At 42.0% G+C, this 13,665-nt stretch carries 10 protein-coding genes; 4 read left to right on the top strand and 6 right to left on the bottom strand.

The window, feature by feature from the left end:
• Positions 1-168: 168 nt before the first annotated feature.
• Entirely contained in the window at positions 169-1,956 is a 1,788-nt protein-coding gene (locus tag MHB66_RS02085) for a right-handed parallel beta-helix repeat-containing protein (protein WP_046313887.1), read from the bottom strand.
• 263 nt (positions 1,957-2,219) lie between these two features.
• On the opposite strand from MHB66_RS02085, the gene MHB66_RS02080 reads away from it, so the two are divergent.
• A complete protein-coding gene (locus MHB66_RS02080; protein ID WP_034283771.1) occupies positions 2,220-3,713 on the top strand; it encodes a peptide MFS transporter in 1,494 nt (497 codons plus the stop codon).
• 46 nt (positions 3,714-3,759) lie between these two features.
• Here the strand turns inward: MHB66_RS02080 and MHB66_RS02075 are convergent, their stop codons facing one another.
• Both MHB66_RS02075 and MHB66_RS02070 read right to left on the bottom strand, forming a co-directional pair.
• Positions 3,760-5,151 (bottom strand): amino acid permease, encoded by a 1,392-nt coding sequence (locus tag MHB66_RS02075; RefSeq protein ID WP_046314015.1) that lies wholly within the window; start codon positions 5,149-5,151, stop codon positions 3,760-3,762.
• A 356-nt stretch (positions 5,152-5,507) separates the two neighbouring features.
• Entirely contained in the window at positions 5,508-6,122 is a 615-nt protein-coding gene (locus tag MHB66_RS02070; RefSeq protein ID WP_046313885.1) for a dienelactone hydrolase family protein, read from the bottom strand.
• A 313-nt stretch (positions 6,123-6,435) separates the two neighbouring features.
• On the opposite strand from MHB66_RS02070, the gene tcyA reads away from it, so the two are divergent.
• From tcyA to MHB66_RS02055, 3 genes are read left to right on the top strand one after another with little or no spacing between them, the layout of a single operon-like run.
• Complete coding sequence (gene tcyA, locus MHB66_RS02065) at positions 6,436-7,251, top strand: cystine ABC transporter substrate-binding lipoprotein TcyA (RefSeq protein WP_046313883.1); 816 nt, start codon at positions 6,436-6,438, stop codon at positions 7,249-7,251.
• Entirely contained in the window at positions 7,238-7,930 is a 693-nt protein-coding gene (locus MHB66_RS02060; protein WP_024427294.1) for an amino acid ABC transporter permease, read from the top strand. Before tcyA ends, MHB66_RS02060 begins: the two co-directional genes overlap by 14 nt.
• Positions 7,931-7,942: 12 nt before the next feature.
• Positions 7,943-8,686 (top strand): amino acid ABC transporter ATP-binding protein, encoded by a 744-nt coding sequence (locus tag MHB66_RS02055; protein ID WP_024424287.1) that lies wholly within the window; start codon positions 7,943-7,945, stop codon positions 8,684-8,686.
• Positions 8,687-8,726: 40 nt separating this feature from the next.
• Here the strand turns inward: MHB66_RS02055 and MHB66_RS02050 are convergent, their stop codons facing one another.
• The 3 genes from MHB66_RS02050 to MHB66_RS02040 all read right to left on the bottom strand — a co-directional run bounded on the left by MHB66_RS02050 (position 8,727) and on the right by MHB66_RS02040 (position 13,287).
• Positions 8,727-9,011 carry an AbrB/MazE/SpoVT family DNA-binding domain-containing protein gene (locus MHB66_RS02050; protein WP_034283768.1) on the bottom strand — a complete coding sequence of 95 codons (285 nt, stop codon included), beginning with the start codon at positions 9,009-9,011 and terminating at the stop codon, positions 8,727-8,729.
• Positions 9,012-9,117: 106 nt separating this feature from the next.
• A complete protein-coding gene (locus MHB66_RS02045; RefSeq protein WP_046313879.1) occupies positions 9,118-9,678 on the bottom strand; it encodes a class D sortase in 561 nt (186 codons plus the stop codon).
• A 6-nt stretch (positions 9,679-9,684) separates the two neighbouring features.
• Entirely contained in the window at positions 9,685-13,287 is a 3,603-nt protein-coding gene (locus MHB66_RS02040) for an isopeptide-forming domain-containing fimbrial protein (RefSeq protein WP_046313877.1), read from the bottom strand.
• Positions 13,288-13,665 lie beyond the last annotated feature (378 nt).

The following is a 13,665-nucleotide window of genomic DNA, read 5'->3' as shown; positions in this document are numbered from 1 at the left end:
TGTATCAAACCGAAGTCCTTAGATACATTTTTCTGATTGAATTAATCGGTTTTATTAATAAAAAAAAGGGCAAATGTTGCGAAAAATGAAAAATAATTATTACTATATGCCCTTTTTACAGGATTGTCAACCGCCTTCTGAACCTCCAAAATAAGGGATTTCAAACACTCATGACGGTGTATCAATCTCAATATTTCCGATGAGCCTGTCTGTGGTATGTGTCACCAGTTGACTACGCTCCAGCATGTTGTGAGCGATGACAGAATGAGTGGAATTGGCGGTGCGGACGGCAATTGCTTTTTGAGGAGAAATATTGATGATGTTATTGCGCAGCACACGGGCTGAGGCGGCCTGGTCAATAAAGATCGCCGTCGGCTGTCCGATCGATCGATTTAAATAGAAACGGTTATCTCCAATTTGTGGCGAACCATTTTTAATATACATCACCACATATAAGGATGTTTCTTCAAAGGAATTATCTTTAATTTCCAATGCCCCCGTCGTGCTGCTGTATACAGCGTAGTTTTGATAGTGCTTAAAGCGATTTTGCCAGATGAAAGCCTTTGCATTTCCTGTGACACTGATCGTATACGAAGAATCTAGCTCCGGGTGTCCTTCTTGAATAAAGTGGTTGCCGTTGAGCCCAGCTTCCCCTTCCTGCACCCAGATTCCTCTGCTGAATTCTTTGAATTGATTGTGCTGGATGAGAATATTCGTTCCTCTCACCACGGCCGCATCGATAACAGAGTAGACCGTATTGTTTGAAAAGACGACACTATCCGATTGATAGATACGCAGCGAGGCGCTTCTTTTTCCGGTATTCGTTCCTGATTCAATATGGTTTCCTTCTATTAGAATACGATTCGCCATATAAACGGACACAGCCGCATCTTCAAAAAGACTAATCTTATTGCCTGTAATGTGAACGCTGTCTCCTCTCACATCAATTCCTTTTTCAAACCCCTCAATCATATTGCCAATAATCATCACATTGTTTTCCGTTTGGCCAAGTGAGACGCCTAAGCTCGTAATCCCTGCTTTTGTCACACCTCCTCCTACTGCACGAATCAAATTGTTGGCAATGATCGTTTCGGTGGAGAAGCCATAGGAGATACTGCTATCTGTATGATTGCCTTCAATGATCACACCATAGCCGTTAAAGTTATAGATGGAGCTTGCAGCACCTCCTCTGACGATGTTGTTGCGAATCTGAATATTCAAAGGCTCCTCCATATTAACGGCATTTTCTCCATAGCCTTCAATATCAATACCCATTCTTGGCTCGACCCCATTTACTCCTGCTCTTTCCAAGAGACAGTCCTCCACAATAACCCCATCACAGCCTGTAATCGAAATATTGTTTCGTCTCGAATCTGTGATGGTGCAGCCAGAAATATCAATAGATGAAGCAGGAGAGTAAGGTTCACCCTCTGTCAATAAACCATGGGGACTGACAATGATGCCGTCTCCCGTACAATTTTTTATTTGGACATGATTCACCTCCACATGTGAGGCACCTTCAATACATATCCCAAAGCCCCATTCATGGGTTCTTCGTTCAGCGGGGAGCGGCTTGTATACATGCTCATGACGATCCCCTTCAATACGCCCGCCTCGGATGGTCACATGCTGAACCTTTCCTATATAAAAGGCTGCATACCCCCATGAATCATTTGATTTTACCTTTATTACAGCGTCTGACGCCATCTCAATGCATATATGACTTGGCACCCGTATACCCGCACCTCGAAAAGGAAAAAATGAATCACCTCTGTACACCGCATCGATTAAATACGTGCCGCTCGGCAGCCAGACATGGGAATACCCCTGTGCTTTTGTCCACTCTAAACATTCATTGAGCTTAGCTGTGCAATCCGTTTTCCCGTCAGCAATTACGCCAAAATCTAGTACATTGACAACAGGTTTTTTTAGATCAGCTTCATTCAATTCCCCCAACCTAAATCACTCCTTTTCACACATGTTCTCTCGTCATCCTATGCATGTGTCAAAGGTTTGCTTGTACATTGCTTCAAATTTTAAATAAATTCTTCAGGAATAACTTTCCGATAATTTTTACTTCAATGAATTTTTTAATTTTTTGAGTCTTTACGCCTATTGAACTAACATTTTCCTGTTTTAGAATAGTTTTATATTGACACAAGAACTATACAAGAATATCATTTTTCTCATATCTCTTTTTTTAAGAAAGGATCTATGCCATGTCTACAATTGACCACGATAAAATTGTTAAAAGTGTTCCTCAAAAAGGGTTTTTTGGACATCCTAAAGGACTTTACACCCTGTTTTTCACTGAATTTTGGGAGCGTTTCTCCTATTATGGCATGCGTGCACTGCTTATTTATTATATGTACACAGAGGTGACAAAAGGCGGTCTAGGCTTTGACCAGACGACAGCCAATTCGATCATGTCTGTCTACGGTGCGCTTGTCTATATGTCAGGAGTGATTGGCGGATGGCTCGCCGACCGGGTATTTGGATCATCCAGTACGGTCTTTTATGGCGGAGTTTTCATTATGCTTGGCCACGTGATTTTGGCTTTGCCAAGCGGAGCAACAGCGCTCTTTATTAGTATGGGACTGATTATTATCGGGACAGGTCTTCTCAAGCCAAACGTTTCAAACATTGTTGGCGACCTGTATACAAAAACAGACCCGCGCAGGGACTCTGGATTTAGTATTTTCTACATGGGGATCAACATGGGTGGCTTTATCTCCCCATTAATTGTCGGAACACTCGGTCAAAAAGTGAATTTCCACCTCGGGTTCTCACTCGCTGCCGTTGGGATGCTTGTTGGACTCATTACATTTGTCGTCACAAAAAAACCGAACCTTGGTCTTGCCGGCACTTATGTGACCAATCCATTATCAGCTGCCGAACGTAAGAACTTCAAAATTTACGGTTCATTGGTTGTGATTTTGCTTGCGATTTTTGCTGTCATTGGCATTCAAACAGGCGCACTCACAATTAATCTATTCACTTGGTTTGTCAGTGCCCTTGGTGTACTCATTCCGATTGTTTATTTCATTGTCATGTATTTCAGTAAAAAGACGAGCGCAGTGGAGCAATCCAGGGTTCTCGCTTATATTCCATTGTTCCTTGCTGCCGTGATGTTCTGGGCGATTCAAGAGCAGGGCTCAAACATTTTAGCGACATATGCAGATCAACGAACAAACTTGAATTTCCTTGGGATGACACTAGCGTCTTCATGGTTCCAATCATTGAACCCAATCTTTATTGTGCTGCTGTCTCCAGTGTTTGCTTGGTTATGGGTCAGACTTGGGAAGAAACAGCCGTCTACCCCGATTAAGTTCTCACTCGGTCTTTTGTTTGCAGGGTTATCCTTCATCATCATGATCATTCCTGCATACATGTCCGGTCCGAACACACTTGTGAGCCCATTATGGCTCGTTTTGAGCTTCTTCCTCGTCGTGATCGGAGAGCTCTGCTTATCACCAGTTGGACTGTCAGCGACAACAAAGCTGGCCCCTGCTGCCTTCTCAGCGCAAACGATGAGCCTTTGGTTCCTTTCAAATGCAATGGCACAGGCGATCAATGCGCAAGTAGTCAAACTGTTTGATAAAGTGCCGGAAACCGTCTATTTCGGTATCATCGGATTCCTTGCCATCGTTTTATGCGGTGTGATGCTATTACTGACACCAGTGATTAAGAAAGCGATGAAAGGCGTTCATTGAATCAAAAAAAGAAGCCTCCCGATTGGGTTGGCTTCTTTTTGATGGTTTAAAACCGGATCTCGTCATCTCCATTGATTTGCAGCTTCAGCGGCTCACTTTGTGCCTGATGCTTTTTCACATAGCGGTGATAGACAACATATCCAATGATCATAAGCGGTACGCCGACATATAGCCCGATGCGCTGCTCTTGATCAAAGGCAAGACTGACCAATACGATGGTATTCAGTGTAATTGCAATGATCGGCAGCACCGGATAAAGAGGCGTTTTAAATTTTAAGTTTTCCAGCTTTCCGCCTGCTTTCAAGTATTTTCTACGGAAAAGCAGCTGCGATAATGTAATCGTGATCCAGCCTGTCTGGGCACTCATGCCGGCAATGGACACGATCCAGGCAAATACCGTTTTCTCTGCAAAGAAGCCGGATAACAGCGAAATCCCTGTAAATAGGAAGGTGAGCAGTAAGGCATTCATCGGAATACCGCGCTGATTGACGCGTCTAAATGCTTTTCCTGCCATTCCTTCCTTCGATAAGGAATACAGCATTCTTGTTGATGCATACAAGCCAGAGTTCGCAACAGATAATAAAGCAATGATAATGACAAAGTTCATGATGTCTGCCGCAAAAGGAATGCCCGTTCTCTCAAACACAGTAACAAATGGGCTTTGCAGCACACTAGCTTCCTTCCAAGGCACCATACCCGCTAAAACAAAAATAGATAAGACGAAAAAGACAAGTGTACGCCATACGGTCTGATGGATCGAACGGGGAACGGTTTTCTCAGGGTTTTCACTTTCTCCTGCCGCAATCCCGATCAGCTCTGTTCCTTGAAATGAAAAATTCACTGTGATCATCGTAACCACAACAGCAAGCAGGCCATTTGGAAACAGCCCGTCATTCACAAAATGGCTGAAGTAAGGGGCGGGTTCACCGCTCGTTGTATCAATAAACCCAAACATCGCCGCTCCGCCTACACCAATAAAGAGTAAAATTGCAATAATCTTAATGGTAGAAAAGAAAAATTCCGACTCCCCGAACGCTTTCGCTGACCGGGCATTTAATAAGAAAAGACAGAGTCCGAATACGAGACACCAAATCCACACATCCACTTGCGGGAGCCAGCGCCTCATCAGCTGCCCTGCTGATAAGAACTCAAGGGCAACCGTTGCTGCCCAGCCGAGCCAATAAATCCAGCCGACAGCAAAACCCGCTGCCGGGCTGACAAATTTCGTCGCATACGTATGAAACGACCCCGACACAGGAAGTGCAACAGACAGCTCCCCAAGACACAGCATGGTTAAATACATGATCAATCCGCCCACAATATATGAAAGAACGGCTCCGACCGGCCCTGCTTGTCCAATCGTATAGCCCGTTCCTAAGAAAAAGCCTGTCCCAATGACACCGCCAAGTGAAATCATAAATAAATGGCGGGAGGTCATCGCCCTTTTCAATTGTTCAGGCTGATTTTGTCCAACATCCACAATGATGCCCTCCTTCTTCTAAGATGCTCTGTTATCAAAACATGTCTCCATGTGATTCATTCCATTTTCAAAACAACCTACTAATTATACATCTTTTATAATAAATATGCTTCCTTCTATGGTCACTGTCTCGAAGTCTTTATTTTAGTAATGTTCGCACAACTATGTGGTGGATCAAACCATTTGATAGGATGCCATATATCTAAAATATTGCACAAAAAAACCAGCATGAAACTTTATCGTTGCACACTGGTTTCGTTTCATTCTTTTCAAGTCTCATTTTAGACAGTTCTTATGATCACTTTTGTCACAAGTCATTCTGCTTTTAGCAAACACACTTTGATAAATTCATCTATTTCCTGAAAGCAGCGATTTTTAGATTCAGCGTGAAAAGCCGCAGAATAAGGATTGGCGAATCCATGCTCTCCCTCTACTATTGTCACGCAAAGCTTTTTCTTTTTCTCCAAAACACTCGCAATCTCCCTGGGATGAAAGGATGCTTCGATCTCCGGGAAAAATAACAGCGTTTTGCAGGCGGGCGCAAGATCGACGTCATCTCTGATCCTTGAACCATAAAATCCAATAACTCCTCTAAACAGCTGATCATTTTGGCTGCATCGCCAGGCAATTGTTGCCCCCACACTAAAACCCAGCAGAAATATATCTATCGCGGCATTCTTCGTCTTTAACTCTTTTGCCAGATTCAGTACACTCTTTACCGGCTTATCAAAACCAACTTTATTCATAAAGTAGTCGTAAGCCTCATTTTCACTGACATAAGGGAAGTGCTTCGCCTGTCCCAATAAATGAGGACAATAAACCTCAAATCCAGCTTTGTCGAAATAATGGATCATACTCTTCATATGATCATTTATTCCGTATATTTCGTGTATTAAGATCATGACAGGTTTTTGTTTCGATGTATGCAAATGTTCACACTTCCCTTTTGTTTCTTAGAAGTCAATTGAATCGATTGGAAAATTTCGTTGGGATGATCATAGCATATTTTACCCGAATCGTTTATCTAACGTTCCACCAATCAAATCATCTTAATCATCTTGAACTTGTGTATGGTTTTATTCACCTTTTAACTTGGGTATAGTTCTATCGTTTGTCCGTTCGACCGTTTGAGGGCATAAAGTTGGTGAGATTCGCTCAAGCTAGTTTCAAATGCTTTACTTTTAGGTTGCTTCTCTGTAAGATCATATGTTGTAAATACCAACAAGAAAAGTGGGGAATAAAATGAAAAAAATGTTCTTTGCCATTATGTTAGGCGCTTGTGTTGCATTGATCACGGCATGTGGATCTGGTGCAAGCGACAACGCGAATAAACAATCTGGGTCTAAGGAATCAGGAGACCTTTGGAAATCCATTCAGGATAAAGGTGTATTAACCATCGGAACAGAGGGTACTTATGCTCCTTTCACCTTCCATGACAAAAAGACAGATAAATTAACTGGCTATGATGTAGAAGTCATCACAGAAGTAGCAAAACGTCTTGACTTAAAACCTGAATTCAAAGAAACACAATGGGACAGTATGTTTGCTGGACTGAATGCAAAACGTTTTGACGTGGTAGCGAACCAAGTTGGGAAAACTGGACGTGAAAATCAATACGATTTCTCTGATAAATATACGACATCTCAAGCTATTGTTGTGACAAAATCAGATAACAACGACATCAAGAAACTATCTGATGTGAAAGGCAAAAAAGCAGCACAATCATTAACAAGTAACTACAATAAACTAGCAACAGATGCTGGCGCTAAGATTGAAGGCGTTGAAGGTCTTGCACAATCCATTCAATTGATTCAGCAAGGACGTGCTGATCTGACGTTCAATGACAAATTGGCTGTATTGAATTACTTGAAAACAAGCGGTAACAAAAACCTAAAAGTTGCATTTGAAACAGGAGATCCTCAAGAAACGTATTTCGCATTCAGAAAAGGCAGCGGCGAAGTCGTTGACAAGGTGAATGGCGCATTAAAAGAAATGAAAAAAGACGGTACACTCGCTAAGATTTCTAAGAAATGGTTTGGTGAAGATGTTACAAAATAACATCCTAGGAGTCGTCATTCCTTGGGATCTTCTTCAGCAATCTTTTTGGCCAATGGTGATGCAGGGAATTTATTATACAATTCCCCTCGCCATCATTGCCTTTATTATTGGTATTTTTATCGCGCTTGTGACAGCTCTTGCTAGAATGTCTAAAATGAAAGCCCTCAGATGGATTTTCTCCATCTATGTGTCGGCCGTTCGCGGAACGCCGCTTTTTGTGCAATTGTTTATTATTTTCTATTTCTTTCCGACATTTAATATCACACTGGATCCATATCCAAGTGCCATTATTGCTTTTTCTTTAAACGTAGGTGCGTATGCGTCGGAAATTATCCGTGCATCCGTCCTGTCTGTTCCAAAAGGACAATGGGAAGCAGGTTATTCCATTGGGATGACACATCGCAAAACGCTCGTCCGCGTGATTTTACCGCAGGCTGTACGTGTATCGATTCCACCGCTTTCTAATTCATTCATTAGTTTGGTGAAGGATACATCCCTTGCCTCCCAAATTCTCGTGGCAGAGATGTTCCGTAAATCACAGGAGATTGCTGCGGCGAACTTGGATCAGATCTTGTTTATTTATATGGAAGCAGCCCTCATCTATTGGGTATTCTGCTTCATTCTATCGCTCGTTCAGCATCAAATTGAAAAACGACTTGATCGATATGTCGCAAGGTAAGGAGGGAACGACATGCTAACAGTCAAAGGCTTAAAGAAATCCTTTGGTGAAAATGAGATTTTAAAGTCGATTGATTTTTCGATCAACAAAGGGCAGGTTGTGGCCATCCTCGGTCCATCTGGTTCAGGAAAAACAACGATGCTTCGCTGTTTAAATGCACTTGAAATACCAAATGGCGGCTCCTTTACCTTCGATGATTTCTCGATTGATTTTTCGAAAAAAAATAAATCAGCTGATCTGCTGAAGCTACGCCGGAAATCAGGAATGGTGTTTCAGGATTATCACCTGTTTCCTCACCGTACAGTGCTTGAAAATGTGATGGAAGGCCCTGTCCAAGTGCAGCGCCGTCCAAAGGAAACGGTTCGAAAAGAAGCCATTCAGCTCTTGCAAAAGGTCGGTCTGGAAGATAAAAAGGATCTGTATCCATTCCAGCTCTCAGGCGGTCAAAAGCAGCGTGTCGGGATTGCCCGTGCACTTGCCATTCAGCCAGAGCTCATGCTTTTTGATGAACCTACCTCTGCGCTTGACCCTGAGCTTGTCGGAGAAGTCTTAAAGGTCATGAAGGATCTAGCGAAGGAAGGCTGGACCATGGCGGTTGTCACACATGAAATCAAGTTTGCCCAAGAAGTAGCAGACGAAGTGATTTTTATTGATGGCGGCGTCATCGTCGAACAAGGTCCTCCAGAGGAAATCTTCAAACGACCAAAGGAAGAACGAACAAAACAATTCTTAAACCGGATTTTGAATCCAGTATGATGAAAAAAGGCTGTTCTCACGTGGTGAGAACAGCCTTTTTTTATATCTCTTTTTGCAGGCGTAGCGCCAGTAAATCTTGCAGGAGCAGTCTCGCTCCCTCTGGACTGATGACCACCCCGCCGGATAGCACCTTATTGGAGTTTGTCACTTCCCCTGTGACGATACAAGGTTTATCCTGCCAATATGGCTTCATCACAATTTGGTCTTCTTCTCGATAAATCTCCATAAAATCTTGCGGAAGAATTTTTAGCCGTTTTCTTATATCTGTCGGAAGAACAATTCTTCCAAAGTTATCTATATATCTTACATAGTCTTGATTTAACAAATTGACCCCCCTCCTGCATCTCTAGATATAGGCAATTCCCTCTTTATCAAGGAATGAAGTACTTTAATCGGTTAGTGAAAGGATAAGTTGCAGGCTGATCCAGTGCTTAAACACGCTTTCCATATATGATATATCTGTTTGGTGCAGGACCAATGAAAGAAAAAGGATAGCATGTTGTCAGGACAAGTTCTTCCTTTTCCTGTTGTAGTGTAATAATACTTTGATCATCTTTTTTTACAATCTTTGTTTTCTCAATTTCATAGGTAAACCGACCGTATGAAAGCTCAATGACGAGTTGATCCCCTTTCACAAGTTCTCCTGTTCGTCTAAACACAGTATCACGATGCCCAGATAAAACGATTTGTCCCTGCCCATTTGGTAAATTGCTCTCATGATAATGACCAACACCCTTTGCCAAGTCCTCTGCTTCTGTTCCTTCTACAATTGGTAACTCAGCGTTTAACTTTGGAATGTGTAAGAGTCCAATGGTTTCACCAGCCTTTGGAACAAAAGGGGAATCCGTTTCCCCCTTTTGCTGAATGGCTGCTTGTGCAGACTGGAAAGATTGATCTACTTGCCTTTGTCCATCAACGATCCTTATATATCCTATGATCACAAGACAAATACCTGCTGTAATCAATAGAGTTGAGATGATTTTTTGAACCATGGACGATTATCCGTTTCTTTTTCTTCTTTTCCATACAATAAGGGATGCACCTATTAATACAAGGGCAAATCCTGCTAGTAAAAGGTTGTACATTGCTGTTGCAGTATTCGGAAGATGATGACCAGGTGTATCCTGTTGTGGCTCAGAAGGTTGATCTGGATTTGCTGGGACTTCTGGCACATTTGGTGGTTCTACTGTCGTTGAGTTTTCAGGTTTGTCTGGCTCATCTACATTCTCACCCTTCACGACTCCGATATTTTGAATGGTTTTCCCTTCAGATCCTTTGGCAGCCTTCGCTTCAAAGGTCACTGTATGCCAGTCCGTATCTTTGATATCGCCAAATTGACCGGTGACTGTGCCTTTTGTGTAATCTCCGTTATCGTCATCTTTTGCATCTGTGGCAGCTTGTCCATCTACTTTTAACGACCCTTCAACATATTCAAGACCTTCTGGCAGTTTATCTGCGATCACTAAGTCTTTGATGACACTGTCTTCTACATTATTTTTTGTTTTGATCGTGTAAAGAAGGGTGTCGCCTACTTGTACTTCTTTTTCATCGGTATTGCCTTCTGCTTTTTGAGAGATTTCTGATGTTTTTTCTGATTCAAGCTTTGGATCTCTTGGATCAATGTGTGTTTCGGTTGTTGGTTCGTCTGGCGGTGTATTATCGCCTGTTACTTTGGCTGTGTTTTGAATGCTTTTACCTGATTGGCCTTTAGCGACCTTCGCTTCAAAGGTCACTGTATGCCAGTCCGTATCTTTGATATCGCCAAATTGACCGGTCACCGTACCTTTTGTGTAGTCTCCCTTGTCGTCATCTTTTGCATCTGTGACGGCTTGTCCATCTACTTTTAATGATCCTTCGACGTATTCAAGACCTTCTGGCAGTTCATCGAAAATCACAAGATTGTTGACGATGCTGTCTTCTTCAAGATTCTTTGTTTTGATTGTATAAAGAAGGGTATCGCCTACCTGTGGTGTCTTTTTATCTTTGTTGCCTTCTGCCTTTTTCTGAATACTTGCAGCCTTTTCAGATGCTAGTTTTGGTTCACGAGGATAAATTTCTGTTTTCGTTGTTGGATCATCTGGCGGCGTGTTTTCGCCAGTTACTTCAGCTGTGTTTTGAATGTCTTGACCAGCCTGTCCCTTTTCAACTGTCACTTCAAACGTCACAGTATGCCAGTCCGTGTCCTTCACATCACCAAAAGAACCTGTAACCTTTCCATCTGTGTAGTCACCGCTATCGTCGTCTTTCACATCTGTGACAGATTCCCCATCAATTTGAAGGGACCCGGTGACATACTTCAACCCTTTTGGTAATTGATCTGAAATCACTAGATTTTCAACAAGACTGTCTTCTACCGTGTTTTTTGTTTTAATTGTATAAAGCAGGGTATCGCCTACTTCTGGGTGTTTCTCATCTTTGTTACCTTCTGCTTTTTTCTGCAAAACCGCTGATTTTTCTGATTCAAGCTTTGGATCACGCGGATAGATTTCTGTTTTTGTTGTCGGCTTATCTGGCGGTGTGTTGCCGCCTGTGACATTGGCTGTATTTTGAATGTCTTTGCCTGATTGTCCTTTTTCAACCGTCACTTCAAACGTCACGGTATGCCAATCTGTATCCTTAATGTCTCCAAATTGTCCTGAGATGGTTCCGTTTGTAAAGTCTCCGTTATCGTCATCCTTTGCGTCTGTGACTGCATCTCCATTCACCTGAAGTGAATTCGGTACATATGCCAATCCTTCCGGCAGTTCATCTGAGATCACTAAGTTTTCAACGAGACTGTCTTCTATCGTATTCTTTGTTTTAATTGTATAAAGCAGGGTATCGCCTACTTCTGGGTGTTTCTCATCTTTGTTACCTTCTGCTTTTTTCTGTAAAACTGCTGATTTTTCAGAAGTCAGCTTTGGGTTACGCGGATAGATTTCTGTTTTTGTTGTCGGCTCGTCTGGCGGTGTGTTGCCGCTTGTGACATTAGCTGTATTTTGAATATCTTTGCCTGCCTGACCTTTGTCAACCGACACTTCAAACGTCACTGTATGCCATTTCGCATCTTTCACTTCACCGAACGTCCCAGTGACAGTTCCGTCTGTCATATCCCCGTTGTCATCATCTTTTACATCTGTGACTGGATTTCCATCTACCTGAAGTGAATTTGGTACATATGATAACCCTTGAGGTAACTTATCAGAAATCACAAGATCTTCAATGACGCTGTCTTCAATCGCATTACGGGCTTGAATGGTATACAGTAATGTGTCGCCTACTTCTGGATGTTTCTCATCTGTATTCCCTTCTGCTTTTTTCTGCAAGACCGCTGATTTTTTTGATTCAAGTTTTGGATCACGCGGGTAAATTTCTATGTTTGTTGTTGGTTCATCCGGAGGTGTGTTTTCCCCTTTGACATTCGCGGTATTTTGAATATCTTTGCCTGCCTGACCTTTGCCTACCGTCGCTTCAAATGTCACTGTGTGCCAATCGGTATCTTTCACGTCACCTATTTGACCTGAAACAGTGCCGTTTGTATAATCACCTTTGTCTTGATCTTTTGCATCTGTTACGCTCGTTCCATCCACCTTAAGAGACCCTGAAACATACGTTAAGCTGCTTGGCAGTTTATCTGATACGATCAGATTTTTGACAATACCATATTGCACGGTATTTTTTGCTTTAATTGTATAAAGTAACGTGTCGCCTACTTCTGGATGCTTCTCATCTGTGTTGCCCTCTGCTTTTTTCTGTAAAACAACTGATTTTTCCGATTCAAGCTCTGGAGGATATGGATCAAATTCTGGCTTAACCCGCGAAGCTAAATCGTAAGATAATGAATCACCTACAGTGCCCATATATGTTGTACTTAATGTTTTCGCATCAAGTGTAAAAAGAGTGGAATGGCCAATGGAGTCATTTAATCCTGACTGTAATAGCATTTGTCCATTGGGCAAAAAGCTAATCCCCCGAACGCCTCCGTCAATCGTTTTACCATCTGCATTTTTAATCGGAATGACACGAATGACTTCTGCTGTATCAGGGTTCATTTGCGCAATGGCCCCACTGCCATTTGATGCGAACCAAAGATAGCCGTCCTTATCAACGACAAGATCTCCGCCAACGCCAGACCCGATGTCATATCCGACAATTTTTTTAGACGATTTTTGACCCGTAGCTAAATCGTATGTTCCAAGGAAATACTCACCATTAGAAGCATAAGAATAGATATATTTATCTTGATACACAACGGCATTAGAAGCACCTTCTGGTAATTGGGTTACGCTCTCTGCTTGCCCTGATGTCGCATTTATTTTATATAGAGTAGGGGTCGTGCTATTTGCAGTTGCATACACAACATTTTCTCGATCACTTACAGCAACACCATTCACTGCACCCATATCGATTCCTTTCACCTCTACACTAGCTTTTACATTTGTTGGATTATTTCCATCGAGCTGCTGAAGAACCAGTGGCCTACTCCCAATAATATAAGAATCCGTGTTATTGACAACAACCGTCCCAGCGGCTTTCGTAACAGCTGGTGAGACCGTTAATAGATTTCCAACGATCAGCACCAATATAAGAAATAATTGACTCGTTCTTTTTAATAAGTTCATTCTTTGACCTCCCCTTTTTCTCGCTTCATATCGTAATGGTATGTACCAGTTCACCTCCCACACTTTGGTAAAGAATATCAGTAACATTTCAAATGCCTCAACATGACTAAATGACTATTTTCGACAAAAATAGTCATTTAGTAACATACACTTCTCGATGTTTGATTCACCTATGTTTTTTCCAATAAAATGCCCTTTTTTATCGTATACCTCCGCATTTTCCTTTTCCTCCAAACAGGTCTAATGACATAATTTATATACAATCTCTTCTATTTAAAGATAATTATTCTTTAATTGGTGCAGATTATTTTTTTGGGAAAATATATTGAATTATTTTCTTTTTCTCTTAAAATGCGGAAATTAATGGCTTCTTTTGCT

This window comes from Bacillus sp. FSL L8-0167, assembly GCF_038630295.1.
GTDB classification, from domain to species: Bacteria; Bacillota; Bacilli; order Bacillales; family Bacillaceae; genus Bacillus; species Bacillus safensis.
The sequence above is the reverse complement of the archived record's forward strand: the minus strand, read 5'-3'. Positions and strand labels throughout refer to the sequence as shown.